Genomic DNA, 26,949 nt, shown 5'->3' with positions numbered 1-26,949 from the left:
GCTCACGGATGACCCGGATCAGCCGAGCGTGGCGACCGCGCGGGCGACGGCCCCCGCTCCGTCCTCCCGCGCCAGTCGTACGGCCGCTGCCGCGGCGTTCCGCGACAGCGCACAGTCCTGGGTCGCGCGGGTGAGCGCGCCGGCCAGCCGTGCGGCGGTCAGTTCGGTGCAGGGGAGGGCTTCCGCACTCACGCCGAGCTGCACGAGTCGGGCGGCCCACCAGGGCTGGTCGGTCATGACCGGGACGGGTACGGCCGGAACCCCCGCTCTGAGACCGGCCGCAGTGGTGCCCGCGCCCGCGTGGTGGACCACCGCGGCCGTCCGAGGCATCAGCCAGCTGTGCGGGATCTCACCGACAGTGATCACGTCGTCGTCGACCACCGAGAGACCGGCCCAGCCCGACTGGACGACCCCACGCAGCCCCGCGCGCCGAAGAGCCTGCGCCGCGATCCGGCCGAGCTCCTCGGGGTCACCGGGCATCATGCTTCCGAAACCGATGAGTACCGGGGGTGGTCCTGCGGCCAGGAAGTCCCGTACCAGGCTGGGTGGTTGCCAGTTCGGGCACTCGTGCGGCCACCAGTAGCCGGCCACGTGCAGCCCTTGCCGCCAGTCCGCCGGGCGTGGAACGACCCACGGGCTGTAGCCGTGCCAGATCGGCCACTGGTTGCGCTCGCGCACGCTGCGCAGGCGATGGGCGCTGCGGTGGTCGACACCCAGGCGGGCGTGGACGGCGCGATGGGCCGTGCGGTACAGGGCGTCGAAGAGGGCGTTCGCGGCGTGGCCCCGCAGCCGGTTGGTGCGGCCTGGGCCGTGCCAGGCCATCGTGCACGGGGTGAACTCGGCTGTGGGTACGTCGGGTTGAAGGAAGACGCCCATGGTGGTAATGCCGTGGTAGCGCGCGATGGCCGCGCCGATCGGGGCCGCGATGGTGGACAACAGGATGAGGTCGGCCTTCGGATCCACCGCGGCGAGGATGGGGTCCACCAGCGAGAGCATGGCCTGTTCGGTCGACCGGACGAGCGACCGTAGCGACGTGAGCGCCCGGAGCTGACGCGAGTGGGGAGTGCTTGACGGACGCGCCCCACCTTTGGCGCCGCCGTTGGTGCTCCGGTGGGCGCTGATCAGTGCCTCAAAGGGGTCGGCTTCGAGCGGCTCCATGCGAAGTCCGCAACAAGCAACCATCGGGGCGAACTTGGCGTGCGTGACGATCTCGACGGTGTGCCCGTCGGCCAACAGTCGATGTGCGAGGCCGGTGTACGGGGCGACCGAGCCGGTCGACCCCACCGTAATGACTTGGATGCGCATCGAGTGCGGGTCCCCTTTCGGCTGGAGTCGCGCAACCCGGGGTCCTGCCAGGTCGCTGGGCTGCCGCGACTCGCGTTTTTCCTACGCCACCAACGAGCACGCGGACCGGGAGTCACATGATCAAGTACTGCCCGGGACGCCGCCGGGTGTTCTCACCTTGCTGGGCAGGGCAGGGAAGTCCGTTCGACCTCGCGGCAGTACGCGAGCTGCTCCAACGCCTCGCCCGACAGGAAGTGTGTGATCAGATCGGCGAGTTCGACCGGTCGCTCCAGCGGAAGCATGTGGTCGGCGTCCGCGACCTGCGTGAACCAGCTGTCGGAACACGTCGCGGCGAGGTGCCGGCACAGGTCCGGAGTGGTGAACGTGTCGTGCTCCCCGGTGGCGACCAGCACGGGCATGGCCGGAGGCCGGCTCGTGTCGAGCATCTCGTGCCTGAGCAGACGCATCGTGTTGGCGAGGTGCTTCGCGACGTCCTCCTCGCTCAGGTTGAGCATCCGGCGCATCAGGAAGCGGCGAACCCGGGAGCCTGCGGTGACGGAGTCGATCCGGTCGGCGTTGACCATGAACGCGACCGTCTCCTCGGCGAACTCCTCCATACGTCGCTCCACGAGCAGGTCCAGCGTCCGGCGCATGGCTACCTGGGCGTGCCCGGGAATGGACGTCATGGTGCCCACCAGCACCATTCTCTCGACCAGTTCCGGCCGCCGCTGCGCGAGGCGGTAGACGATCGCCGTGCCGTAGGAACCGCCCACGAGATTGACGGAGGTCAGCCCCGACTCGTCGAGCATGTGACCCAGGGCGTCAGCGAGGAAGTCCGCACCATGGCGGTCGGGCAGGACGTTCCCGGCACCCCATCCCGGCAGGTCGACGGTGAACACGTCCACGTGCGCCAGCAGTTCACGTTCCAGACGCCCCCAACTCTCCTTGGTCTGGAACGCGCCGCCGACCAGCACCAGTGGTGCGATACGCGGCGCGGCAGCCCGGACGAGCCGTGACTCGCAGTGGTATCCCTCCCACTCGTGGCGGGACACGAGGGCGGATCGGGTGCGGGTGTTCGGGACGGCGAGCGCCGGGGACATCACAGACATGGGGCCTCAACCCCCGTTCCGTGCACCAGATCCCGCGGCGGACCGCCTCGGCACCTTCGCCGCGTGGTGGATCCGGCCCAGGTCCCGACAAAACCGTGCAGTGACATGCCGTCAAGATATCGTCCCGAACCGTCAAGATATCGTCCCGAACGGAACATTCTGTTCCATTCGCTGGATAGTGGTCGAGCCGTGGCATACCAACTCTCTAAGCTCGCAGACTTGTTCCCCTGACGCCCGTGCACAGCTCCGAGCGCGGGCTCAGGCGCAGGCGCAGGTTCAGGTACTGCGGTCGGCGAGCAGGCGCCGGAGCCAGCGGGTGCGTGCGTCGCGTGCGTCCCGGCTCAGGGCCGCCGTGGGCGCCACGCTGTCGAAGCCGTGGTAAGCGCCGGGCCATACGTGCAGTTCAGCCTGCCCGCCGGCCTGCCAGATCGCGTTCGCGTACGCCACGCCCTCGTCCCGGAACATGTCCGCCGACCCGACGTCGAGATACGCCGGGGGGAGTTGTGACAGGTCCGTGGCACGGGAGGGGGCCGCGTACGGGGGCACGTTCTCAGCACCGTAGAGGTCACCGAGCAGTGCCTGCCACGCAGTGGCGTTCGAGGTGAGGTCCCAGGGCCCGAGGCCCGACATCTGCTGACTGGAGAAGGTGCCGCCGCGGTCGTCGAGCATGGGGCACAGCAGCAGCTGCCCCAGCGGCTCCGGACCGCCGCGATCGCGGGCCAGCAGCGCGAGGGCCGCGGCGAGCCCGCCGCCGGCGCTCTTGCCTCCGATGATGATGCGGGCAGGGTCGACGCCCAGCTCGGCCGCGTGCTCGGCCGCCCAGACAAGCCCGGCGCAGCAGTCCTCCAGCGGCCCCGGGTATCGCGCCCGCGGCGCCAGCCGGTACTCGACCGAGATCACGGCCATGTTCAGCGGCAGCGCCCACTCGCGAAGAATCCGGGGCAGCACGGACCATGCGTTGCCCATGATCATCGCGCCGCCGTGCATGTAGTAGAGCAGCGGCAGCGGTCCGACGAGCCCGGACGGCCGGGCGCTCACAAGCGTGACCTCCGGCCCGCCGGGCGGTCCCGGTACGCGTAACTCCGTCACCTCGAAACGTCCGCCCGCGCGAAGATCCTCGGCGGTCGGCCTGGGCCGGGCCGTGGCATCCCGCTTCTGCCGGGCCGCAAGATTCTCCGGTGTGAGCGGCTGCCTCGGCTCGATGTTCAAGTCAGGGAGCGCGAGGTTCAGTTCGGGGTCGAACTGGGGCACCGGCATGAGTGCCGGGGCCCGGCCGGACTCCGATGCCGAGCGCGCGCGGCGATCACTCATGACCCACCCATCGTCGGACTGCGGAACGATCGCCTGAGGACCATGCAACGCAGCCAACCACATTGATTCAACGGGGGAGACAAGGCCGATATTCATCCCTACGAGTGAATTGATGAATGGACGTCTGAACGGTCGTCCCGGCGGTGCGCTGTGCTGGGTCAAAGGACAACGGATGCCGAGGGGGAGCGTATGCGTGTCGCCGTGCTGTGTGTCTGGCTGGTCACCGCGAGCCTGGGCGGATATCTGGCCACGGTGTGGATCCGCCACGGCGGGCTGCAACAGCGCACGCCGGGCGTGACGCGGCTGCCGCTGTGGCTCGTCCTCGGCCACATCGCCCTCGCTGTCGCCGGACTTGCCGCCTGGACCGCGTACCTCCTCGGCAACGCGCGTGGCTCCGCCTGGGCCGCCTGCGCCGTCGTTCTGATCGTCGCCGCCTTCGGTTTCATGATGCTCTTCCGCTGGCTGCCCAGCCGGGGGAGACATTCGCAGGGCCATGCCACCGCCGAACGGAAATTCCCGCTGACCGCGGTCGTCGCCCACGGCATGAGCGCCGCCGTCACGGTGCTGCTGGTCGCGCTCGTCGTCCTGGGGCGCGCGTGACAGGAACAGCGGCGGCGTCCCCCGCCCTCAGGAGCGCTCCCGCACCGCGTGCAGGCGGTCACGCACCCAGGCGTCCACGTCGTTGACGTGCCGGCTGGCCGCGGTGAAGGCGGCGAGGCTGTCGTGGTCGCGCAGCGCGCGGTAGATGTCCATGTGCTGCTCGTGGGTCCAGGCGAGTACATCCGACTTGATCAGGGCGCGCCAGATACGGGCTCTGGCCGTCTGCTGGGTGACCGAGGAGAGCAGCGACTCCAGGGTGCGGTTGCCCGTCGCGGCGACGATGTCGGCATGGAATGCGAGGTCTTCGCGGACCAGCTCCTCCGGGTCGTTCAGCGTGCGCATGCGCTCGATCCGCTGCTGGAGACCATCGAGGGTGGCTGCGTCGATCCGCGTGGCCGCGAGCGCGGTGGCGCTCGGCTCTATGACCTTGCGGCACTCCAGCATCTCGTCGAGCCCGGTGTCGTTGGCGAGGTCGAGGAAGCTGCCGATGGCGCGCACCAGCCGGTCCGGCCGCAGATCCGTGACGAACGTGCCGTCACCGCGCCGTACCTCCAGGACCCCGGCCATGGCGAGCGCGCGTACGGCCTCGCGGAGAGAGGGACGGGACAGCTCCAGCTCGTTCGCCAGCGCGGTCTCCGGGGGAAGCCGCTGCCCCGGCGCGAACTCGCCCGATTCGATGCGCTTCTTGAGCCGGCTGATCGCCACGTCGACGACACTGTGCCCGCTCTCGCCGAAGCCGTCCGCATCCCTCTTCGTTGACATGGGATCAGGATCCCATCCGGTCGGCCTGGCCCCAGACCGGACCGGTGGGGTAGCGGTAGGTCTCCAGCGTCTCGCGGCGGATCTGCGCGCTGTAGCCCGGAGCCTCGGGCGCCAGGTAGCGCGAGCCGCTGATGCGGACGGGGTCGTGGAAGTGCTCGTGGAGGTGGTCCACGTACTCCACGACGCGGTCTTCCATCGAGCCGCTGACCGCCACGTAGTCGAAGATCGACAGGTGCTGCACCAGCTCGCACAGGCCGACGCCGCCCGCGTGCGGGCAGACCGGCACATCGTGCGCGGCGGCGAGCAGCAGGGCGGCGACCGCCTCGTTCACGCCGCCGAGCCGGCAGGCGTCGATCTGGCAGATGCCGATCGCCTTGCTCTGCAGGAACTGCTTGAACATCACGGCGTTGTGGGCGTGTTCACCGGTGGCCACGTGGATCGGCGCGATGCGCTGCGCGATGGCAGCGTGGCCCAGGATGTCGTCCGGGCTCGTCGGCTCCTCGAACCACCAGATGTCGAACTCCGCGAGCGCGTCCGCCCAGGCGATCGCCTCCTCCACGCCGAGGGTCTGGTTGGCGTCGATCATCAGCCTGCGGTCGGATCCGATGATCTCGCGGGCGATGCGGCAGCGGCGTATGTCGTCCTTGAGGTCGGCGCCGACCTTGAGCTTGACCGCGTCCCAGCCCTGCGCGACGGCCTCCTTGCACAGCCGGGCGAGCTTGGCGTCGTCGTAACCGAGCCAGCCGGCGCTGGTGGTGTACGCGGGGTAGCCGTGCTTGCGCACATACGCCTCGCGTTCGGCGCGGCCCGGCACCTTGGACTCGAGCATGTCGAGTGCGGCCTCCGGAGTCAGCGCGTCCTTGAGGTAGCGCCAGTCCACCAGATCCACCAACTGCTGCGGTGAGAAGTCGGAGAGCAGCTTCCACACCGGCTTGCCCGCCAGCTTGGCGGCCAGATCCCAGGCGGCGTTGACGACGGCGGCCGTGCCGAGGTGGATGGCTCCCTTGTCGGGGCCGAGCCAGCGCAGCTGACTGTCGCCGAGCAGATGGCGGGAGAAGCCGCCCAGGTCGCTGACGATCTCGGCCACCGACATGCCCACGGCCCGCTCGCCGATCGCCCGTGCGGCCTGCACCGCGAGGTCGTTGCCGCGGCCGATGGTGAAGGTGAAGCCGTGCCCCTCGGAGACGCCCGTGGCCTTGTCGCCGCCGGCCACGCGCAGCACCACGTAGGCCGCCGAGTAGTCCGGCGAGTCGTTCATCGCGTCGGAGCCGTCGAGGTCCTTGGACGTGGGAAAGCGGACGTCGATCGTTTCCACATCGACGATACGAGCAGTCATCGGCGGTCACTCCTGTGTGGTCCGGCGGATTGATGGCCAAGATGTCAGATGTCTGCCGTGCTCGCCAGATGTTTCGCTGAGATCATCAAGTTAGTTCCCAGGTATTGCCCGTCAGTTGGGCCATCGCTACGGTCCATTGGTCAGATGTCTGCGGCGCCCCCAGGCCAGACATCTGACAGACAACCGCAGCCCCTACGCGAGTCAGCGTGGACCGCAGGGAGGTCCGATGAACACGGTGTCCACCGTGGAGAACGTGCGCCGGAAGGTGTCCCGGCGCTTGCTCCCCCCACTCTTCTTGATGTTCGTACTGAGCTTTCTGGACCGCACGAACGTCGCGCTGGTGAAACCCCACCTCGAGGCGGACGTGGGTATCGACGCCGCCGCCTACGGCCTCGGCGCAGGCGTCTTCTTCGTCGGATACGCCGTGCTGGGAGTCCCGTCCAACCTCGCTCTGCACCGGATCGGCGCCCGTCGCTGGCTGGCCGCCCTCATGTTCGTATGGGGCCTGCTGTCCTGCGCGATGGCCCTCGTCGACAGCCCCACCAGCTTCTACGCGTTGCGCTTCCTGCTCGGCGCCGCCGAAGCCGGCTTCTTCCCCGGCGTGATCCTCTACATCACGTACTGGTTCCCGGCCGCCGACCGCGGCAAGGCGACCGGGATGTTCCAGTCTGCCGTCGCCATCTCCAGCATCATCGGCAACCCCCTCGGCGGCTATCTCATCGGGCTCCACGGCCTGGCCGGGCTCGACGGCTGGAAGTGGATGTTCCTCCTGGAGGGCGCGCCCACCGTCCTGCTGGCAATCGCCGTCCCCTGGCTCCTCACCGACCGCCCGGAACAGGCGAGTTGGCTGACGAGCGAGGAGAAGGCGCTCCTCATCGACCGCATCGCCGCGGACCGCCCGGACCGGAGCGTGCGCTCACCGCAGCGCGCCCGCGCCATCATCAGCGACAGCCGGGTGCTCCGACTGATGTTCGTCTACTTCGCGATCCAGATCAGCGTGTACGGGGTCACCTTCTGGCTGCCCGCGCTGGTCGGCCGCATCGACGGTCTCGGCGATGTCGGCATCGGCTTCGTGTCCGCTCTGCCCTGGGTGTGCGCCCTGCTCGGCGTGGTGATCCTGCCCTGGTACTCCGACCGCACCGGCGACCGGCGCGGGCCCCTGCGGCTCGCCCTCGTACTGACCGTCGCCGGACTGCTCGGCGGAGTGCTCCTGCCGCCGGTGCCGGCGGTCGCCGCCCTGTGTGTCGCCGCCTTCGGCTTCCTGGGCGCGCAGCCGGTGTTCTGGACGGTGCCGCCCACGATCCTCGCCGGCATCCAGATCGCCGGCACCATCCCGCTGATCTCCGGCTTCGGCAACCTCGGCGGTTTCGTCGGCCCGTATGTGATGGGTGCCGTCGAGTCGGGTACCGGTTCAGGGGCCGGCGGCCTCTATGTCATCGCGGCGATCGCCGCCGCCGGGGCCGTCGTGGCCACCGGTTTCCACTGGGTGGGTCAGACCACCCGAACTCCCGTGGAGGGGAACGAAAATGACGCGCATCGTGCGCTTCGCTGACGACACCGGAACCGTACACACCGGAGTCAGTGACGGGACCGGAACCATCCGCACCTTCGAAGGCGCGCCGCGCATCGCCGACCTGCTGCGACTTCCGGCAGCGGAACTGCGCACGCTGACGGAGGCCACCGCGGCCTCCGCCGGACCCGGCCTTCCGGTGGGCGACGTCCTGCTGCTCCCGCCGCTCGACGGCCTGATGGAGCTGTGGGCCGCCGGCGTCACGTACGAGCGTTCCCGGGACGCCCGGGTGGCGGAGAGCACCGAGCAGTCGGTGTACGAGCGGATCTACGACGCCGAGCGCCCGGAGCTGTTCTTCAAGTCCCAGCCGTGGCGCGTCGTGACCGACGACGAGCCGATCGCCGTACGGGAGGACTCGGACCTCGACGTCCCCGAGCCCGAACTCGGCCTCGTGCTCAACCGGCATGGCGAGACGGTCGGTTACGTGATCGTGGACGACGTCAGCTCCCGTTCGATCGAGGGCGAGAACCCGCTCTATCTGCCCCAGGCCAAGATCTACGCCGGAAGCGCGGCGGTGTCCGCGGGCATAGCGCCCTTCTGGGAGATCGAGGACGCGACCGCCCTGAAGATCACCCTCGTGGTGCGGCGGGGCGCGGCCGTCGCCTACGAGGCGACGACCACCACGGCCTCCTTCCACCGTCCGCCGCAGGGGCTGGTGGGCCATCTCTGGCGCTCCCAGCCGTTCCCCGACGGGGCGGTGCTGTCCACCGGCACCGGCATCGTGCCGGGACTGGACTTCACCCTCCGGGGCGGCGACGCCGTCGAGATCACCATCGACGGCGTCGGAAAGCTCTCGAATCCCGTACTCGGGGATCAGGCAGAGCTGGACTGGCTGGTCGAAGCGATCGACCGCCCACTGACGCGGCGTGCGCACCGAATGGGCTGAGCGGGGGCCGGTGAACGACGTGTGTGCGGCGGCGGCCTCAGGGGCTGGATGCGTCAAACTGCCGATGGAACAAGGGGGTTGACTCACTCGCGGGTCCATGAGAGGGGGGAGGTCCATCGACGGGGTACTTGTCAGTGCGAGGCTCTAGTCTCGTCGCTTGTGACTGAGACTCCCTCCCACCATGCGACAGCGAACGCCTACGACGCCGTGGCCGTCCTCTACGCCGAACTCGTCCGCAACGAGCTGGACACGCAGCCGCTGGACCGCGCGGTGCTCGCCGCGTTCGCCGAACTCGCGCAGACGAACGACGGCGGGCCCGTGGCCGAGCTGGGCTGCGGCCCGGGCCGAGTCACCGCGCACCTGCGGAACCTCGGCCTCGATGTCTTCGGCGTCGACCTGTCGCCGGCGATGATCGATCTGGCCCGCGAGACCTACCCGGACCTGCGGTTCGAGGTCGGCTCCATGGACGCCCTGAGCCTGGCCGACGGCTCGCTGAACGGCATCGTGTCCTGGTACTCGGTCATCCACACGCCACCGCAGCACGTGCCGTCGTACTTCGACGAGTTCCGCCGCGTACTCACGCCCGGCGGCCACCTCTTGCTCGCCTTCTTCGAGTCCGGGGACGATCCGGTCACGGAGTTCGACCACAAGGTGGTGACGGCATACCGGTGGCCGATCGACGACCTGGCGAAGACGGCCGCCAAGGCCGGGTTCACCGAGGTGGGCCGAATGCTGCGCGAGCCACGCGAGGGCGAACGGTTCCGCCAGGGGCGTCTGCTGATGCGTAGGGGCGGCTGACGCCGACCACCGCCCGCGAATCGCCCGCCGTCTGCGGCAGGTCAGGCGCCGGCCTCGTTGATGTTCACCATCCAGGTGATGCCGAACTTGTCGTTGCACATGCCGAACACGTCGCCCCACATCTGCTTCTCCAGCGGGACCGCCACGTTGCCGCCGGCGGACAGCTTCTCCCAGTAGCCGCGGAGCTCGTCGGCGTCGTCCCCGCTCAGGCTCACGGAGAAGTTGTTCCCCTGCTTGAGCTCCATGCCCGGAGGGTTGTCCGCACCCATGAGCGTGAAGCCGTTCGGAGCCTCGAGCATGCCGTGCATGACCTTGTCGGCGTACCCAGGGGGCGTCTCGGAGCCGAATGAGCCGTACGTGTTCATCGACAGATCGCCGCCGAAGACGCTCTTGTAGAACTCCATGGCTTGTTTGGCGTCACCGGCGAAGCTGATGTACGGGTTGAGTCGAGAGGCCATGAGGGATTCCTTTCGTGACGTTTTGTCAGGGGTGCACATTAGTCGCGTTCCGGCTGTTCAACGGGGATAGGCGCAGACCGATTTCCCGGGGGTGGGCCCTGGACGAGTGGATTCGTCGGCGGCAGCGGAATCCCCGACACTAGAGTGAAACGGTGAATCTCCCGCAGGAAAACCCGGCACGCCCGATCAGCGAAGACGACCGCAGCGCGGCTGTGCAACGTGTGCAGGAGGCGTACGCCGAGGGGCACCTCTCGCATGAGGAGATGGACGAGCGGCTGCAGCAGGTGCTCACCGCCAAGACGCACAGCGAACTCGGGCCGGCTCTTGCCTCGCTCCCGGAGGAGGATGCGGGCACCTCGTCCACGATCGGCGCCCTGGGCGGACGGATCCAGCGGCGCGGAGCATGGCGGGTCCCTCGGAATCTCAAGGTCGAGTCCGCGTACGGAAGTGTGCGCCTGGACCTGTCCCGGGCGGTCTTCGAGCATCCGGCAGTCGACATCGAGCTTCACGTCGGCACCGGCAGGGCCAGAATCAAGGTTCCTCGCGACGCGATCGTCGACGTCGAGGGTCTGCACACCGGGTGGAAGGACCTGCGCTACAAGGCGCCGCGGAGCTCCGGCCGGGGCGGGCCGAGGATTCGGATCTCTGGAACCATGGGGTTCGGCCGGTTGAAGATTCGCCACGCGCGGCGTTGAGAGCCATCAGGCGCTACGACCGTCTCGCACTGCGACCGTCCGGCGCCAAAGCGGTCTGGCGACGGCTGGTTCAGTGGTTCCGGCCGTGGTCGGCGGCCGGCGGTGTCGTGCTCATGCGCCAGCCGTCACAGCGGGGTCCTATCAGGTCGGCCGGCCAGCCCGACGTTTCCACGGCCGCGTCGTAGACGGCATCGCCGAAGGCCACGACGGCCCGGTGCGGATCGGCCATCTCCCTGAGCGTGGCCCATGGCAGCAGGGCCAGCCCCGCATCGGGATTCCAGGCCGCGCCGTCGACGCCCCAGGACCGGCCTTCGAGACCGTCCGGCTGGGGCCAGATGTACGCGTACATACCGGCGTTGGGCGACTTGGCATCCCCGAACGTGAACCCGACCGACACGTACTCGTCGCGCGCGGCATTCTGCATGAACGCCGGACGGTCAGCCTCCGGAGTGGCTCGAAGTGCCCGGTGACGCGTGGCGGACAGATCGAAACCGCCCCACATCACACCGACCCGTGGGCGATGCCCCTGGAAGGGCGCCTGCCACGTTTCGAGCCCGCCGGCCGCGAGGTTGAACGCCGTCCACATCAGCCGAGCCGCGTCCGCGTCCCAGATACGTTCGACCCGATCGTCCTCGAACGTTCGCGGGGCACCAGGGATCTCGCAGATCAATGACGTGCGCGGTGGGCGCACACCGAGCTCGGCAGCGGCGTCGCAGAACGATGTGAAGAAGCCGGCCAGGGACCCGTTGGACACGGGTACCGTCACCGAGCCCCGGTCGGACTCGATGACCACGTCACCGTCGAGGAGCCGGTAGTGCACCTCGAAGGTCATTCCCTGCCGCCGATGGGCCGGTGTCCGCAGCCCGCGGGAAGTGACATCGAGAACGATGTTTCCCCAGCCGGCCTCGAAGGGCTCGTCCAGGGTGTACTTGCCGCCGACCTGCACCAGCCGGTTGACGTAGCTGACCATCGGCGCCAGATCTTCGTAGACCAGCTCAGGCCACTCGGTAGGTCGTTCGCTCATGGAGAGCCTCCCGGTCCGTCGACGGGATCGGCAAGTCGGCAAGAGGAAAGCGGGGCCGGGTGACATCCCCTTTGCGGCGTCCCCACACCGTCCGGGATGCCTTCTATGACCCGGCACCCATTTTCGCATGCGGGTCACGGCGCTGCCTGCTCGGCGGCGAGGGTCGCCCATCCGGCAGAACCCGACCCGACCCGCACGATCGTAGGCCGCCGCCTCACGGGAGGATGGCGTCGATGTATCCGCCGTCGACCCGCAGCGCGCCGCCCGTGGTCGCGGACGCCAGGTCGGAGCTCAGGTAGACAACCATGTTGGCGATCTCCTCGGGTTCGATCAGGCGCTGCAACAGGGACTGCGGGCGGTACTCGCGCATGAAGACTCGCTGTGCCTCGTCCCACGGCAGGTCACGGTCGACGAGTTGGTACACGAAGTCTTCGACACCGCCGGTGTGAGTAGGGCCGGCCATGACGCAGTTCACGGTGACACCGGTCCCGGCCGCATGCTTGGCGAAGCCCCGGCTGACCGCGAGCAGGGCGGTCTTCGACATGCCGTAGTGGATCATCTCGGCGGGGATCACCACCGCGGAGTCGCTCGCGATGTACTGGACGCGCCCCCAGCCGCGTTCGGTCATCCGCGGCAGGTACAGCCGCGTGAGACGGACGGCGGACAGCACGTTCACCTCGAAGTAGCGGCGCCATTCGTCGTCCGTGATGTCCAAGGGGTTCTTCGCGTCGAAGATGCCGAGATTGTTGATGAGGATGTCCACGTCAGGCAGTGTTCCCCGGGCGCTTTGAGCGCCCTCCTCGGAACCGACGTCGGCGGCGACCGGAACGAAGTCGCCGTCCGGCACGCCTACTTTGAGCTGTTCGACGGCCGCCTCCACCCTGCCCTGGTCGCGTCCGTTGACGCCGACTCGCGCGCCGGCCCGCGCCAGTCCGGCCGCGATCGCGGCTCCGATGCCTTGCGTGGAGCCCGTCACCAGAGCGGTCCGGCCCGAGAGATCCAGGTGCACGTCTTGTCCCTTGCTCGCATGGGTGGGTGATCGGCAGGTCGTCACGGGACTGTTCCCGCTCGCAGACCACCGGCGATGTCCGGACCCTCGCAATTGGGGCCGAACGGGTGGGGAGCGGTACGGCTGTTACGCGCTTCTGGGTGACGGGGCGCCGCGAGGCGCGGTTGAAGCCGGGCCCGGAGTCGTGCGGGGCAGAGGCCGAGGCGTCAACTTGGTGCCTTCGACGGATAAATGGACGATGCATCTGAGAGCAACAGAAATATGGACGACTTGTAACCACCTTCACGCCGTGCACACATTCAGGACGATCTGTTGGCAAGTTGTGCGTTCTCGGCCATCGGGCCGGGACCCGCACAGAGCAGACCTGCGGCGCACCACGCCGGTACACGGGTCTGCAGTACAAAGTGGAGGGGCATTCATGTCCGCTTTCATGTCAGTTGCTGCCCGCCGTACGGCTGCCGCCGCTCTCGCGGCCGGCGCGCTGGTCGGATCGTTCGCCGCGTCGGCATCGGCCGACGCCGCCGGCCGCCCGCACCGCGACCGCGTCGAGATCTCCGGCGCACAGTACGACTCCCCGGGCTGGGACAACGGCACCAACCGCTCCCTCAACAAGGAGTGGATCGATGTCACCAACACGTCCCGCCACGCGGTGAACCTCGACGGTTGGACGCTGTCGGCCAGGGACGGCCGCACCTACACCTTCCACCACTACCGCCTGGCGGGCCGCGCGACGGTCCGCGTCCACACCGGTGTCGGACGCGACAGCGGCCGTGATGTGTACCAGGACCGTCGCAGGTATGTGTGGGACAACCGCTCCGACACCGCCACCCTGCGCGACGACCACAACCGGAGGGTCGACACCCTGTCCTGGGGCGGCCACCGCGACGGCCGCGGCCACGGCGGCGGCCATCGCTGACCTGATCTGAACCTGCCCGCGGGACTCCCAGCCCGCGGGCAGCGATGACCCGCCTCAGGAGGGGGCGTTCCGCAGCACGGTCTGCGGGACGCCCCCTCTGTCAGGAGCAGGGCCGTCAGCCGGCCCGGCACGATCACGTCGAGGTGGGCTCCCCGTCGGCTGCGGAGGCGATGGCGTCACCGACACCGGAGTCCTGAAGCACCTGCTTGAACGCGCCACCGCCACCGACGATGAGTTCCTGTCCACCGGTTCGGCCACGGTCGGCATCGCCTCGGCCACCGGCGTCGTTGCCCCGCTCCTGTCCGTCCTCGCCCGACCGGACGCGAGCGCTAGGAGTTGGACCAGTCGCGGGTGGACAGCACCAGTATGTAGCCGTCCGGGTCCTGGATCGTCACTCCCCACGTGTCCCAGTAGGGGTTGTGCGCCGGGACCCGTTTGCCGCCGTGCTGTTCGAGGCGTTCCACGAGGGAGTCCGGGACCGCTTCGCCGAGGTAGATCACCAGTAGATCCTCGGCGGTCGGCCGCGGCTCCATGGGTGCGGCGGGATCGTTGACGAGTTCCAGGTGCCAGGCCGCATCCGGCCAGCCGGCCATGAGAAGTGAGTGATCGTCAGGAGTGCCGTCCGACGTGTGCCGGTAGAGGACGTCGAGGCCGAGTCCCGAGATCCAGAAGACTTCCGCCGCTTCGAGGTCGCGCGACGGACGGGCGATGCGTACATGAGCCGCGGCGTTGGCCGGCATCGTGTCAACTCCTGATCGGTGAGGACCTCTGGTCGATTGGCGGGTCGTACGCGGAGCCTAGCGAGCAGGCGATCATCCGCCCATCCGGCGCAGGCCGTAGGTCTTCCTGGGCGACCCGTTTCGCCGTCAGCTGGTCCAGGCCCCTCGCCCACGGCGATCACGCTCGCGGCGCGCGACATCCCCGCGCGCCGCTCGCCGGGGGTGCAAGCGGCGTCGTCCGGTCCGTGAGGTTCACGTGATGACCTGGAATGCTCTTGATGCCCACCCCGACAAGCAACTGGTGCGCATCCCAATCGTGGGTTTCCGGAGGTCAGGATGGCGTTCAGGGCAACTGGCGGCACCCGCGAGGGGCCCGAGCGGGGCGAGCCGGTCACCGACCGCACCGGTCATGTGGAGACCCACGGTGTCGACCACATCCCGGACTCCGATCGCCATGGTCGGCCACGTTCCCTGTGCACGGTGTGGGCGGCCTCCAACATGAGCTACCTGTACATCGTGCTGGGCGGCGCGATGGTGCTGCTCGGCCTCGACATCTGGCAGTCCTTCGCGGTGATCGTGGCCGGCAACCTCTTCTGGGCGGGAGTGGGGTACCTCGCGATCAGCGGCCCCAGCTCCGGAACGCCGAGCTGGGTGGTGACGCGGGCGATGTTCGGCGTCCGCGGCAACAGATTCCTCAACGTGACGCTCGGGTGGACCATCGCGGTCGCCTACGAGGCGATCAGCCTGGCCCTGGGGTCCCTCGCCGGATTCGCACTGGTCGAGCAGTTGGGTATCCACGCGAACACCCCGGTCAAGGTCGCGATCGTGCTGGTCACCGCTGTCGTGACGTTCTCCATCAGCGTGTACGGGCACGCCACCATCCTGCGGTGCAGCATCTGGTTCACCTGGGCGCTGACCGCCTGCGTCCTGGTCCTGGCGTACTACGTGCTGCGCCACACGGACTGGGGCTACCGGACGCCTGCTGCCACCGCGGTCCACGGCCACGAGCTGTGGGTGCTCCTCGCCTCGGGATTCACGATCATGGTGGGCGGCCCTCTGTCATGGAGCAGCGGCGCGGACTACGCCCGTTATCTGCCCGCCGACACCTCCCGCAAGGCGGTGTGCTGGTGGACGGCCGTCGGCGGATTCGTGCCGGCCGTCCTGCTCAGCGGACTCGGTGTCCTGGCCGGGACGGCGGTGGACATGACCGACGCGCAGACGTCACTGAGGGCGGTCATGCCCGGTTGGTTCTATCCGGTCTTCCTGCTGGTCGTCATCTTCGGCTCGATCACGAACAACGTACTCACCGCATACAGCGGCGGCCTGGCCCTTCAATCCGGCGGGATCCCCTGGAGCCGCGCGTTCACCGTCATCTTCGACGCCTCCATCGCGCTCGGCCTCACCTTCTACTCCCTGTTCGTGTCCGACTTCCTCGACACCATGAACAGCGGTCTGGAACTCTCCGTCGCGTTCCTCGGCCCCGGGTTCGCGATCTACGCCGTGGACATCTTCCTGCGCCGCAACCGCTACGACGGAGTCGCGTTGCAGAACCAGACCCCCACCAGCCGCTTCTGGTACTGGCACGGAGTGAATCCGGCCGGAGCCGCCGCGGTGGCCATCGGCATCGGGGCGGCGCTCCTGTGCGCCAACACGGCCATCTACACCGGCCCGATCGCAGCCGCCCTCGGCGGCGCCGACCTGTCCGCAGTCGTCGGGATGTCCCTGGGCGCCTTGATCTACGCGGGACTGATGCTTCGTCAGCGGCGCTCGGGCTGAAACAGGACACGAATCGGCAGAAGGGCCCCCGCCCGGCGTCGATGCCGGGCAGGGGCCCTTCTCGGATCTACGACCTGGGATCCGCGCTGCGACTACGTCAGCCGTCGGATTCCGGCGACGGGATGTAGGCGCCCGGCACGTCCTTCGGGGCGAAGATCTTGTTCTCGCCGGGGTACGGCTTCGACCACTCGTGCGTCTGGTACCACGTGAAGTGGTTCATCTGCGCGGGGTTCGCGAAGTCGGGCTTGGCGTCGCGCCCGGTCAGCCGCTGCTGCGCCTTCCAGGCGTCCCACTGCGCCGCGAGCTTCTGCTTGTCCGCGGGCACCTTCGCCGACGGCGCCGCCGCGGCATTGGGGTTCTGCGGCGCAGGGGTGTCCAGGCCGCAGGAGGGCGGGGTCTTCAGGCCGCCGGTGAGGGAGGTCCGGTTGGGCAGCGTGGTGAAGGGCGTGAGGTCCGCCTTCTGGGTGAACGCCCCACGCATCGGGCTGGCCGCGCTGTCCTTCTGGTTCATCGGGTGGACCCCGAGGATCTGCTCGATGGTGCGGATCATCGTGATCTGCGAGTAGTAGTGGCTGTCGACGACGCCGTGCCTGGCCCAGGGGCTGATGATCTGGATCGGGGCGCGGTGGCCGTCGACGTGGTCGAGGCCGGCCTGGGAGTCGTCCTCGACAACGAAGATCGCCGAGTCCTTCCAGTACTTGCTGTGCGAGATCTCGTCGACCATCCTGCCGACCGCCAGGTCGTTGTCCGCGACCTGGGCGGCGGCGTTCGCCGGACCGCCGGTGTGGTCGCTGGACAGCCAGAACATGTTCAGGTTGGCCGGCCCGTTCTTCTCGAAGTCACGCTTCCAGATCTCGGACCGGTAGATGTCCGGGACGCTCGTGTCGAACTTCGGGAACCCGTGCACCGAAACGGAGTTGAGGGACGGGATGGGCGAGGAGGACATCAGGGGGTAGGCGGTGTCCTGACCGGTCGCGCCCATGTTCTTGGAGTCGCAGTAGAGGTTCTGCCAGCTCGCGTCCGCCGGCTTGGTGAGGAACTGCTGGAACTCGCCGAAGTCCCGTACGGACTTCCCGGCAGCCTGGGCGCCGGTCCAGATGAAGCCGGTCCGCTGGTGACCGAGCGCGTCGTCCTCGGTGTCGTAGCTGCGCGCGTACTCACCGGCCGAGGACTCGGTGTACTCCGGGTCGTCGGCCTGCATCAGCCAGTTGTGGCCCTCAGCGGAGTTCGTACCGATGTCGTACGTGTTGTCGTACAGGCCGAACTGCTTGGCCAGGGCGTGCTGGTTCGGCGTCACGTTCTCGCCGAACTGCGCCAGCGACGGGTCGCCGTTGCCCTCCGGGACGTCGCCGAGGACCTGGTCGTAGGTCCGGTTCTCCTTGACGATCAGGAACACGTGCTTGATCGTCGACGGGTCTCCGAGCCGCTCCGGGACCGGCACCGGCTTCTTCTTGTCCTTGCCGTGGGCCAGCGTGACCGAGCCGCGGGTCCAGCCGTTCTGCTGGAAGACCTTGGCCGTCTGCGACTTGATGACACGGTCGTTCGGCAGGGTGAACCGCTGCACGCTCGACGTCGTGTCGTGGGTGGCGTGCCCACCGCCGGCGGTGGGGCGGCGGGCGTCGATTCCACGGGTGTTGGAGACGACCACCTGCTTGCCGACGGTGGCGATCTCGGCGGGGAAGTAGTCCGTCGGGAGCAGGCCGACGTAGCTGACCGGCTCCTGCGGGGTCGTGTACCGGTAGACGGCGACCGCGTTGGCGCGGCCGAGGGTCACCAGCAGATGGCCGTCGTCGGTGAGCGTCACCGCGTCGGGCTCGTAGCCGACCGAGGACTCCGGCCAGGGCTGGGTGGCGACGGTCTGCACGACCTTGTTCTTGGTCGTGTCGATGACCGACACGTCGTTGGTGGCGGTGTTGGTGACGAACAGCGCGTTCTTCTTGGCGTACAGTGCGGTCGGGTGCAGACCGACGTTGATGCTCGACACGGCGGCATCCGGGTTCGCCAGGTCGATGACGCTGACCGTGCCGGTGGTGGTGGAGGCGGTCACCGGGTCCGCGGGCACCTGGGTGTTGTAGGAGTTGATCGTGGTGTCGCCGGGCTTCGCGGGACGCCCGCCCTCGTTGCTCACGTAGAGCTTGGTGCCGACCTCGGCCATGTCACGCGGGGCATTGCCCACGGACCAGCTCTGCTCGATGGCGCCGGTCGCCGCGTCGATGGCGACGACGCGGTTCTGGCCGTTGACCGCCGAGTACACGGTGGAGCCGTCGGACGAGAACACGGGCTCGCCCACCAGCGCGTGCTTGGGTCCGTCCGCCGGGATCTTCACGGAGGTCGGGTCGGCGACGCTGCCGTCCGCGTTGACGGTGAATCTGGTGTATCCGTCGATCTGGCCCAGCCACAGCTGCGAACCGTCGGGCGAGTACGTGGGGCCTTCCTGGCCCACGTCGTTGCCGCTGATCCGCAGGTCGGCCGACGCGGAGTTGCCGACGAGCTGCTGCACCTTCCAGCTCTTGAGGTCCACGATGGAAAGGGCCATACCGCCGTCGGTGACCGAGGCCGCGAGGTGGGTGCCGTCCGGGCTGACCGAGGACGACATGATCTTGCCGTTGTTGACGACCAGACGGTCGCCGTACGGGGCGATGTACTGATCGCTGGAGATGACCTGGCCCTGACGCGTGTTCTGGCCGACCTGGTCGGTGCCGAACTGGTGCGTCTGGGCGAAAGCGGTGCCGGCGGCGGCGAGGGCGAGAGCCGAGATGCCGGCCGTGGCCAGAGGTATGCGGCGGCCGATGCGTCTGCCGAGAAGACCGGAACGGGCCTTCGCGGCACGCCTGCGACGGCGTGTGACCTGCATGGACTTATCCCTTCGAGGTAGAGAACAGCTCGACGTTGCCGTCGAACTGCCAGAGCGGGTTCGGTCCGTCCCCGGTCGGGGTCCGCACCAGGAAGTAGCCGTTCACTTCCTTCGGTCCATCGCCATCGGCCATGAACCGCCCGTCAGCGGTGACGTCGAGCTGGTAGATGGCCGACCCGGTGGCCTCGACGTCGGGGAGATGCCAGGACACGACGCAGCGCCAGTCGTTGCCCGGCCCTTCGGCCGCGACCCTGGAGCTGCCCTTGGTGCACGCCGCGCTCGCCTTGAGCTGCGCTTCGGTGACGTCGGGGCGGTTGAGCTGCTCGGTCTGCAGGCGGTAGAGATGGGCGAATGCCGTGGCGACCGAGCGCTGCACCTTGGCCTGCTCGATCCCGGAGCCCGTGGCCGAGGTCGCCGGGGCGACGACGACGGCCGTCAGGACGAGAAGCCCGACGAGTGGCAGGGCTCCGACCGTGATGGCGCGGCGTCCCGAGCCGTCGTGGGTCGGATTGGTGAAGTCCCGCTTCAGGAAAAGGACATGGGCCAGCGCCGTCGCGGTCAGAGCCCACACCAGGCTGACAACGATGCCAACGAGCAGCGGACCGAGCTGTGCCGGGCCGGTGAACAGACCGTTCCAGGCGATGAAGGCGTAGCTGGGCAGGGCCAGGCGCACGCCGACGGGGAGCGGCAGCATCTGGGCGAGCTGCATCGTGAGCGCGACGAGCATGGGCAGCAGGAGCCCCATCGGGGAGCGCCCGAGCGCGACGGAACCGAGCAGTCCGATCGCGGCGAAGGCCAGGGTCGGGGCGAGTACGCAGACCCAGGCGAGCAGGACCTGGACGGCCGCGTCTCCCGGAGACAGGAGGTGGCCGTCGAGACCGACCAGCGGCTGGTTGCCGACCGCCACGACCCCACCGGCCGCGCTGGAACAGGCCAGCCCGGCGACGAGCAGCAGGATGACGGTGAGGCTGGCCAGTGCCTTCGCCGCGAAGATCCGCCGGGGCGAGCGGACCGCCACGAGCAGATGGCGCCAGGTGCCCAGCCGGTCCTCGGAGGCGAACACGTCACCGGCGACCACCGAAGTCAGCAGCGGGAGCGCCCAGGTACCCGAGAAACCGAGCACCACCAGCGATCCGGCCCATCCCGTGGCGTGCATCCAGCGACCGAAGAGCGTGTCGACGGGGAGCGAGCTCTGCTGGCTCACCGCTGCGACGAAGAGCGCGGGCGCGATCCAGCAGGCGAGGACCAGCAGGCGGATCCGCCATTGCGAGACGAGCTTGACGAGCTCGAAGCGGTAGCCGCGCGCCACCGAGACGCGGGCGGCGGCAGCGGCGGCGGGGCCGGCGGCGATGGTTGCGGTCATCTGCTGTTCTCCTGCTGCTCGGTGAGGGCGAGGAACGCCGCTTCGAGCGGCGACACCACGGGCGCGAGCTCGCGCAGCGCGATGTCCGCGTGCACGAGCCGCACCACCAGCTCGTCGAGGGCGGGCACCAGCGCGCGCACGACGAGCGCCTCGGTGTCGTGCCGTCCGACGGCGTTGTCGACGACGCGGATCCCACGGGTGTCCGCCGCGAGCCGGCGCGCGGTATGGGGGTCGGAGGTCAGCAGCCGGTAATCGAGCTCGCTGTTCTCGGCGGCCAGCTTGCTCAGCGGGCCGGAGAAGACGATCCGTCCGGTGGCGAGGATGGTGACCTCCGAGCACAGCGCCTCGAGGTCGTCCATGCGGTGGCTCGACAGCACGACGCTGGTGCCCTCCGTCGCGAGCCGGGCCAGGACACCGTGTACGTGCTTCTTCCCTGCCGGGTCGAGTCCGTTGGACGGCTCGTCGAGCACGAGCAGCCGGGGCTTGGTGAGCAGGGCCGCGGCGAGCCCGAGCCGTTGACGCATGCCGAGGGAGAAGCCGCGGGCACGGTCGTCGGCGACATCGGTGAGCCCGACCTGTTCGAGTACGTCGCCGATCCCCGACGCCCGTGCGTCGACGCCGCGCAGGGCGGCCAGCGCGGCCAGGTTCTGCCTGGCGGTGAGCGAGGGGTAGAGACCGGGACCGTCCACGAAGCCGGCGACACCCTCGGGAGCGGCCAGCGCCCGCCCGATGGGCGTACCCAGGATGTCCAGTTGGCCGCCGTCGGCGACGGCCAGGCCCAGCAGGAGCCCGAGCAGCGTCGTCTTCCCGGCGCCGTTCGGTCCGACCAGGCCGTGGATCTGCCCCTGCGCCACATCCAGATCGATGTCGTCCAGCGCGATGACGTCGCCGAAACATCTGGTGATCCCACGAGCCCGTATAGCGAGGCTTTCGTCCATGAGCGCCTTCCCTGGAAACCTCCGAGGACCTTAGGGACGGCATGCGACGCAGGCGGGGACGGATCCTTGACGTTCAGAGAACGGGAGACGACCGGAATCCATCACGCCGATGCCTGGCCGGTAACGGTCGACAAGTCGAACGACCCGCTGCTCAGGGTGAGTTGACGTCAAGTCATCCATTGTCTGCGCCACGCTGATCCCCCGGCACTGAGACGCGGACGTGACCGACGAACTACGTGAGCACGTGCAGCTGAAGGCCAGGTAGGCGGTCGCGCGCGCCCGCAGGGAGCACGAGCGGTACCACTCCCTCTGCTCAAGCTCGAACACGCCGTCACCCGGCCGGACCGGCAGCGCCTGCTGCGGACCGCGACCTGGCTCGTCGACACGGCGGCCGCGACGACAGCCGAGCAGGCCGCCTCGTGCAGGCGGTCCGACCCCCGGCCGGACCGCCTTCGGCACAGTCATCGACGCACTCGTCGTACCGACATGACCGTCCACCGGCGACGCCCGGCGCCACCTGGCGCAGGCACGCAAGTACTGACGAGCATGACAAGCTGTCCTTTCCATTGCCCGAACCCAGGAGGTCACCATGGCTGCAGAGTCTGTATCGCAGGAAGGTTCGGAGCCGACCGAGGCCGAGACGGAAAGGCCGGCGCCCGAGACGGAAGCGCTGGCGCCCGATGAGGAGGGCCAGTACGACCTGAAGCGCAAGTTCCGCGAGGCGCTCGACCGTAAGCGCGGCATGCAGACGGACGCCGCGGGCGGCGCCGCGAAGACCGCGTCGAAGATCCGTGGCGCGCACGGTCCGGCTTCGAGCCAGAAGTCGTTCCGACGCAAGAGCGGCGGCTGAGCGCGGCACAGCTCCTTCGGCGCTGAGGCGCCGCGTGGCACGCTGAGCCCCCTGGGTCTGTGATCGTCTGGGAGGTTGGCCACGTGGCGCAGCATCAGCCGGCGGGGACGGTGGGCGATGCGGACGCCCGCGCCGAGGAGAACCGGCTCCGCAAGGAGCTCGGTTTCTGGGGCCTGACCGCGATCGGCTTCTCCAACATCCTCGGCTCGGGCTGGCTGTTCGCCGCCCTGTACGCCGCCCAGACCGCCGGCCCCGCCGCACTGCTGTCCTGGATCGCGGCCGGCGCGCTCTGCGCACTGGTGGCCCTGGTCATGGTCGAACTCGGCGCCACCAGGCCGGAGGGCGGCGGCACCGTCCGGTGGCCGCTGTACGCGAGCGGCCGACTGGTCGGCACGGTCGTCGGCTGGTCCGTCCTGCTCTCCGTGGGCGGCACCGCCGCCGAGATCAGCGCGATCATGCAATACGCCGCCCACTATGTGCCCGGGCTCTACGAAGGCGGCAAGCTCACGGCGTCGGGCCTGGGCGTCGCCTCCGCACTCAGTGTGCTGCTCACCGCGCTGAACTGGTTCGCGGTACGGATGTTCGCCCGCCTGAACAACCTCGTGTCGGTGTTCAAGGTCGTCGTCCCCGTGGTCACGATCATCGCGCTCCTCCTGTCCGGCACCCACTCGGGCCGCCTCACCGACCACGGTGGCTTCGCCCCGTACGGCTACGCCGCGTGCCTGGCCGCACTCGCCGGCGGCGGCATCGTGTACTCCGTGAACGGCTTCCAGGCCCCCCTGGACTTCTCCGGCGAAGCCCGCAATCCGCGCCGCAACGTCCCCGCATCCGTGCTCACCGGCATCGCCCTCGCGGTGCTCGTCTACCTCGGACTCCAACTCGCGTTCCTGTACACGGTGCCCGACTCACTCCTCGCGGACGGCTGGCAGGGCGTCAACTTCGATTCCCCGTTCGGCCAGCTCGCCCTGGTGCTCAACCTGCACTGGCTGGCGACCCTGCTCTACGCCGACGCGGTCGTCTCCCCGGGCGGTTCGGCCTACGTGGGCGTCGCCATCGACGCCCGCCACACGTACGCCCTCGCGAAGAACGGCCTGGTGCCCCGGTTCTTCATGCGTATCGACCCCCGGTCCGGCATCGCGCGCCGCGCCCTGGTCCTCAACCTCGTCGTCATCATCCTGTTCATGCTGCCGTTCGGCGGCTGGCAGGACATCGTGAGCGTGATGGGGGACATGTACCTCCTGATCTACGCGGCCTCGGCGGTCGCCGTCGCGTCCTTCCGGGCTCACGACCGCGAACGCGGAGTGCCCCTCGCGGAAGGCCAGGTGCCGGGCGTGCGGTGGATCGCGCCGGTCAGCTTCGCCGTGTCCTCCGAGTTCGTCTACTGGTCCGGCTGGGAACACCTGCGGCTCGCCCTGCCCCTGGTCCTGGCCGGAGTCCCGCTGTACCTGCTGCAACGGCGCCGGACTGCGGGACATCCCGTACGCGAGGAACTGCGTCAGGGGGCCTGGATCGTCTTCCATCTGGCGGCGCTGACCCTGCTGTCATGGCTCGGCACGTTCGGAGGCTCCGGACATCTGCCGGCCCCGTACGACTCCGTCGTGGTCGGCGTCCTGGCGCTCGCGGTCTTCGTATGGGCGGTGCGTTCGGGCGCAGCCCATCTCCGTACGGATCCGTCAGACGAGCGGGCGTTCTGAGGGCGGCCGCGACGCCACCGGCCCGGTCTCAGGAAATCGGCGAGACGTTCCATGATCGCCGCGGCCTTGGCCAGTATCCGGCGGTCGGCGGGGAAGACGTGTTCCTCGGTGGCGGCTTCCAGCCACGCCTCGCGGTCCGCGGGGACGCGTGAAAGGGTCTTGCGCCCCTCGGCCGAGATCGAGATGAGCGTCCTACGTCCGTCCGTGGGGTCCGGCGCGCTGGTGATGAACCCTTCCCGGCGCGGGGTGGCGACAGTCTCGGCCATCGACTGGGGGCGGACGTGCTCGGCAACCGCCCGTGCGCTCACCGTGGTGGGGCCCTGCTCGGCGATGCGGCTGAGCGTGGGCATCCGGTGGTGCGCCGGGGTCGACGGTGGTCGCGTTGGCAACTGAACTCGCGGTCGTGGCAGTGGACTTGGTGGACCTGACGCTCTCCCGGCTGCGGCCGGATCCCGGCGGGGTTTCTCGCGACGCCCTCGATCGTTGAGGGGGGAGCGGAGAGCGGCCGCTTCCCCGGAGGTGACGAGCGGAGGCCACGTCGATGGCCCAGCCCTGTCGGACGGCCCGTTTGCCCAGGTCAGATGGCATGGCCGCAGGCGGATGCCGGGAGTAGATTGGTTGATGTCAAGCAACTAACTCCCGGGCGGGAGTGATGCCCTGTGGCAAGGACAACCGCTGAGCCGGCCGCCGCGCGGCGGGGCCGTTTCCGTGAGCCAGGACCGCGTTACAAGTGGATCGCGCTCTCCAACACCACGCTGGGCGTGCTGATCGCGACGATCAATATGTCCATCATGCTCATCGCGTTGCCGGACATCTTCCGGGGGATCGGCGTGGATCCGCTGCAGCCGGGCAACACGAGCCTGCTGCTGTGGTTGATCATGAGCTACATGGTGGTCACCGCCGTGCTGGTGGTCAGTTTCGGCCGCCTCGGTGACATGTTCGGCAGGGTCCGGATGTACAACATGGGGTTCGCGGTGTTCACCGTGTTCTCGGTGCTGTTGTCGGTGACCTGGATGCACGGCACGGCGGGCGCCCTGTGGCTGATCGGGATGCGGGTCCTGCAAGGCGTCGGCGGGGCGATGCTGATGGCGAACTCCAACGCCATCCTCACCGACGCCTTCCCCGCCCGTCAGCGCGGCCTCGCGCTCGGGCTGAACCAGGTGGCGGGCATCACCGGTTCGTTCATCGGCCTGGTCCTCGGCGGTCTGCTCGGCCCCGTCAACTGGCATCTGGTGTTCCTGGTGTCCGTACCGTTCGGCCTGTTCGGCACCGTGTGGGCGTACGTGAAGCTGCACGACACGGGCGTACGGGCGGGGGCCCGGCTCGACTGGTGGGGCAACCTCACCTTCGCCGTGGGCCTGATCGCCGTACTGGCCGGCATCACCTACGGCATCCAGCCCTACGGCGGCGACATCATGGGCTGGGCCGACCCATGGGTGATCGCCGCGATCGCCGGTGGCGTGGCGGTGCTCGTCGTCTTCTGCGTGGTGGAGACCAAGGTCCCCGAGCCGATGTTCCATCTGTCGCTGTTCAGGATCCGCGCGTTCACCGCGGGGAACGTGGCCAGTCTGCTGGCGGCGCTCGGGCGCGGCGGCCTGATGTTCATCCTGATCATCTGGCTGCAGGGCATCTGGCTGCCCCGCCACGGTTACGGCTTCGAGCAGACCCCGCTGTGGGCCGGCATCTACATGCTTCCGCTGACGGTCGGGTTCCTCGTCGCGGGGCCCTTCTCCGGCTGGGCTTCCGACCGGTTCGGGGCCAGGGCCTTCGCCACCGGGGGAATGCTGCTGGCCGCCGCCACCTTCCTGGCCCTTCAGGCGCTGCCCGTCGACTTCAGTTATCCGATGTTCGCCCTCGTCCTGCTGCTGAACGGGCTCGGCACGGGCCTGTTCGCGGCACCCAACCGGGCGGCCATCATGAACAGCCTGCCGCCCGACCAGCGGGGGGTGGGTGCCGGGATCAGTACCACGTTCCAGAACTCGGCCACGGTGCTCTCCATCGGCATCTTCTTCTCCCTGATGATCGCGGGCCTCGCCACCGCCCTGCCCGCCGCCCTCGACCACGGTCTGACCGCCCAGGGGGTACCCGCCGCCGACGCCGCCAAGGTCGCCGCCCTCCCGCCGGTCGGCGTGCTGTTCGCCTCGCTCCTCGGTTACAACCCGATCCAGACCCTGCTCGGCCCGCACGTACTCGCTCAACTGCCGCCGGGCCACGCCCACTACCTCACCGGACGCGGCTTCTTCCCGGAGCTGATCTCCCAGCCGTTCGCCGACGGCCTGTCCGTGGCCTTCGACTTCGCGATCGCCGCGTGCGTCGTCGCCGCCATCGCGTCTCTGCTGCGTGGCGGCCGCTACATCCACGACGACCGGACCCTGCCCAAGCCCGTTGCGCTCCCGGCGCCCGACCCTCGTCCCCAGACGTCCACCCTCCCTGAGGCGCCCCCGCCGACGCCCCGATCCGAGGGGCCCTGATGACCTCTCCCACCTCCACCACATCCCGCATCTCCCCCACCTCCCTCTTCGACCACGAGCAGTCGGCGGAGCTCGCCGAGCAGCTTCGTGCCGCGATCCAGCAGCTTCTCCCCGAACTGCGCGCCAAAGGCACGCAGAGCCAGCTCACCCCCAGTCGGCTGACCGCACTCGCGGCGCTCGCCGCTCACGGGCCGCTGCGCATCAGCGACCTCGCCACGCGCATGGGCATCGCCCTGTCCACCGTCTCCCGCATGGTGGACCTCCTCGACGGCTTCGGATGGATCGAGCGCGAGGCGGACCCCAAGGACCAGCGGGCCACCTTGATCGCCCTCAACGACACGGGCCGGGCGCTCCTGGCATCCACGCGCCGTCAGGCAGCCACCCGCCTCGCCGAGCGGATCGACCAGCTCACCCCCGACCAGCAGCGCTCGCTGCACGATGCCCTGCCGGCGCTGGAAGCCCTCACCGAACAGCGGCCCGGCGAACCGCCCAGGACCAGCCGACGCTAGGAATCTTTCGTGGCCGG

The 26,949-nt window shown here is 69.1% G+C and carries 24 protein-coding genes; 11 read left to right on the top strand and 13 right to left on the bottom strand.

Annotation, left to right across the window (positions count from 1 at the left end; all coding sequences use genetic code 11):
* Positions 1-18: 18 nt before the first annotated feature.
* The 3 genes from ACZ67T_RS16810 to ACZ67T_RS16800 form a co-directional block, all read right to left on the bottom strand.
* On the bottom strand, positions 19-1,305 hold the full coding sequence (locus tag ACZ67T_RS16810) for a nucleotide disphospho-sugar-binding domain-containing protein (protein WP_469984689.1): 1,287 nt from the start codon (positions 1,303-1,305) through the stop codon (positions 19-21).
* Positions 1,306-1,457: 152 nt separating this feature from the next.
* Positions 1,458-2,393, bottom strand: a complete 936-nt coding sequence (locus tag ACZ67T_RS16805; RefSeq protein WP_469984687.1) for an alpha/beta fold hydrolase — start codon at positions 2,391-2,393, stop codon at positions 1,458-1,460.
* Positions 2,394-2,669: 276 nt separating this feature from the next.
* Positions 2,670-3,704, bottom strand: coding sequence for an alpha/beta hydrolase (locus ACZ67T_RS16800; RefSeq protein WP_469984685.1), 1,035 nt, complete (start codon positions 3,702-3,704; stop codon positions 2,670-2,672).
* 189 nt (positions 3,705-3,893) lie between these two features.
* Between ACZ67T_RS16800 and ACZ67T_RS16795 the strand changes: the two genes are divergently transcribed.
* On the top strand, positions 3,894-4,304 hold the full coding sequence (locus ACZ67T_RS16795; RefSeq protein ID WP_469984684.1) for a hypothetical protein: 411 nt from the start codon (positions 3,894-3,896) through the stop codon (positions 4,302-4,304).
* A gap of 27 nt (positions 4,305-4,331) precedes the next feature.
* Here the strand turns inward: ACZ67T_RS16795 and ACZ67T_RS16790 are convergent, their stop codons facing one another.
* The gene (locus tag ACZ67T_RS16790) at positions 4,332-5,066 is read right to left on the bottom strand and encodes a FadR/GntR family transcriptional regulator (RefSeq protein WP_469984683.1); all 735 of its coding nucleotides are present in this window, start codon (positions 5,064-5,066) and stop codon (positions 4,332-4,334) included.
* Between the two features lie 4 nt (positions 5,067-5,070).
* Positions 5,071-6,402: an enolase C-terminal domain-like protein gene (locus tag ACZ67T_RS16785; RefSeq protein WP_469984682.1), complete on the bottom strand. Its 1,332-nt coding sequence runs from the start codon at positions 6,400-6,402 to the stop codon at positions 5,071-5,073.
* A 226-nt stretch (positions 6,403-6,628) separates the two neighbouring features.
* On the opposite strand from ACZ67T_RS16785, the gene ACZ67T_RS16780 reads away from it, so the two are divergent.
* From ACZ67T_RS16780 to ACZ67T_RS16770, 3 genes are all read left to right on the top strand, one after another.
* A complete protein-coding gene (locus ACZ67T_RS16780; RefSeq protein ID WP_469984680.1) occupies positions 6,629-7,954 on the top strand; it encodes an MFS transporter in 1,326 nt (441 codons plus the stop codon).
* The gene (locus tag ACZ67T_RS16775) at positions 7,929-8,858 is read left to right on the top strand and encodes a fumarylacetoacetate hydrolase family protein (RefSeq protein WP_469984678.1); all 930 of its coding nucleotides are present in this window, start codon (positions 7,929-7,931) and stop codon (positions 8,856-8,858) included. Before ACZ67T_RS16780 ends, ACZ67T_RS16775 begins: the two co-directional genes overlap by 26 nt.
* Positions 8,859-9,017: 159 nt before the next feature.
* The gene (locus ACZ67T_RS16770) at positions 9,018-9,656 is read left to right on the top strand and encodes a class I SAM-dependent methyltransferase (RefSeq protein ID WP_469984677.1); all 639 of its coding nucleotides are present in this window, start codon (positions 9,018-9,020) and stop codon (positions 9,654-9,656) included.
* Positions 9,657-9,697: 41 nt separating this feature from the next.
* Here ACZ67T_RS16770 and ACZ67T_RS16765 read toward each other — a convergent pair whose 3' ends face one another.
* Positions 9,698-10,114: a VOC family protein gene (locus ACZ67T_RS16765; protein WP_469984675.1), complete on the bottom strand. Its 417-nt coding sequence runs from the start codon at positions 10,112-10,114 to the stop codon at positions 9,698-9,700.
* 152 nt (positions 10,115-10,266) lie between these two features.
* Here ACZ67T_RS16765 and ACZ67T_RS16760 point away from each other — a divergent pair, with 152 nt between their 5' ends.
* Entirely contained in the window at positions 10,267-10,809 is a 543-nt protein-coding gene (locus ACZ67T_RS16760; RefSeq protein ID WP_469984673.1) for a DUF1707 SHOCT-like domain-containing protein, read from the top strand.
* Positions 10,810-10,879: 70 nt separating this feature from the next.
* Here ACZ67T_RS16760 and ACZ67T_RS16755 read toward each other — a convergent pair whose 3' ends face one another.
* The gene (locus tag ACZ67T_RS16755) at positions 10,880-11,833 is read right to left on the bottom strand and encodes a DUF5996 family protein (RefSeq protein WP_469984672.1); all 954 of its coding nucleotides are present in this window, start codon (positions 11,831-11,833) and stop codon (positions 10,880-10,882) included.
* A 214-nt stretch (positions 11,834-12,047) separates the two neighbouring features.
* The gene (locus tag ACZ67T_RS16750; protein ID WP_469984671.1) at positions 12,048-12,842 is read right to left on the bottom strand and encodes an SDR family NAD(P)-dependent oxidoreductase; all 795 of its coding nucleotides are present in this window, start codon (positions 12,840-12,842) and stop codon (positions 12,048-12,050) included.
* Between the two features lie 418 nt (positions 12,843-13,260).
* Here ACZ67T_RS16750 and ACZ67T_RS16745 point away from each other — a divergent pair, with 418 nt between their 5' ends.
* Entirely contained in the window at positions 13,261-13,758 is a 498-nt protein-coding gene (locus tag ACZ67T_RS16745; RefSeq protein ID WP_469984670.1) for a lamin tail domain-containing protein, read from the top strand.
* 133 nt (positions 13,759-13,891) lie between these two features.
* Here the strand turns inward: ACZ67T_RS16745 and ACZ67T_RS16740 are convergent, their stop codons facing one another.
* A complete protein-coding gene (locus ACZ67T_RS16740; protein ID WP_469985003.1) occupies positions 13,892-13,960 on the bottom strand; it encodes a hypothetical protein in 69 nt (22 codons plus the stop codon).
* Positions 13,961-14,087: 127 nt separating this feature from the next.
* Positions 14,088-14,498, bottom strand: coding sequence for a VOC family protein (locus ACZ67T_RS16735; RefSeq protein WP_469984668.1), 411 nt, complete (start codon positions 14,496-14,498; stop codon positions 14,088-14,090).
* Between the two features lie 315 nt (positions 14,499-14,813).
* On the opposite strand from ACZ67T_RS16735, the gene ACZ67T_RS16730 reads away from it, so the two are divergent.
* Positions 14,814-16,253 (top strand): purine-cytosine permease family protein, encoded by a 1,440-nt coding sequence (locus ACZ67T_RS16730; protein ID WP_469984666.1) that lies wholly within the window; start codon positions 14,814-14,816, stop codon positions 16,251-16,253.
* A 97-nt stretch (positions 16,254-16,350) separates the two neighbouring features.
* Here the strand turns inward: ACZ67T_RS16730 and ACZ67T_RS16725 are convergent, their stop codons facing one another.
* The 3 genes from ACZ67T_RS16725 to ACZ67T_RS16715 are packed head-to-tail and all read right to left on the bottom strand — an operon-like array spanning position 16,351 to position 21,408.
* Entirely contained in the window at positions 16,351-19,107 is a 2,757-nt protein-coding gene (locus tag ACZ67T_RS16725; RefSeq protein ID WP_469984665.1) for an alkaline phosphatase family protein, read from the bottom strand.
* Between the two features lie 4 nt (positions 19,108-19,111).
* Positions 19,112-20,470, bottom strand: coding sequence for an ABC transporter permease (locus ACZ67T_RS16720; protein ID WP_469984663.1), 1,359 nt, complete (start codon positions 20,468-20,470; stop codon positions 19,112-19,114).
* The gene (locus tag ACZ67T_RS16715; protein WP_469984662.1) at positions 20,467-21,408 is read right to left on the bottom strand and encodes an ABC transporter ATP-binding protein; all 942 of its coding nucleotides are present in this window, start codon (positions 21,406-21,408) and stop codon (positions 20,467-20,469) included. Before ACZ67T_RS16715 ends, ACZ67T_RS16720 begins: the two co-directional genes overlap by 4 nt.
* 589 nt (positions 21,409-21,997) lie before the next feature.
* Between ACZ67T_RS16715 and ACZ67T_RS16710 the strand changes: the two genes are divergently transcribed.
* The 4 genes from ACZ67T_RS16710 (at position 21,998) to ACZ67T_RS16695 (ending at position 26,932) form a co-directional block, all read left to right on the top strand.
* Positions 21,998-22,258, top strand: a complete 261-nt coding sequence (locus ACZ67T_RS16710) for a DUF5302 domain-containing protein (RefSeq protein WP_469984661.1) — start codon at positions 21,998-22,000, stop codon at positions 22,256-22,258.
* Positions 22,259-22,341: 83 nt separating this feature from the next.
* Positions 22,342-23,952 carry an APC family permease gene (locus ACZ67T_RS16705; RefSeq protein WP_469984659.1) on the top strand — a complete coding sequence of 537 codons (1,611 nt, stop codon included), beginning with the start codon at positions 22,342-22,344 and terminating at the stop codon, positions 23,950-23,952.
* Positions 23,953-24,611: 659 nt separating this feature from the next.
* A complete protein-coding gene (locus tag ACZ67T_RS16700; protein ID WP_469984658.1) occupies positions 24,612-26,423 on the top strand; it encodes an MFS transporter in 1,812 nt (603 codons plus the stop codon).
* A complete protein-coding gene (locus ACZ67T_RS16695) occupies positions 26,423-26,932 on the top strand; it encodes a MarR family winged helix-turn-helix transcriptional regulator (RefSeq protein WP_469984656.1) in 510 nt (169 codons plus the stop codon). Before ACZ67T_RS16700 ends, ACZ67T_RS16695 begins: the two co-directional genes overlap by 1 nt.
* Positions 26,933-26,949 lie beyond the last annotated feature (17 nt).

The organism is Streptomyces sp. NPDC107517 (assembly GCF_055582645.1).
This window is presented reverse-complemented; position numbering and strand designations above follow the sequence as displayed.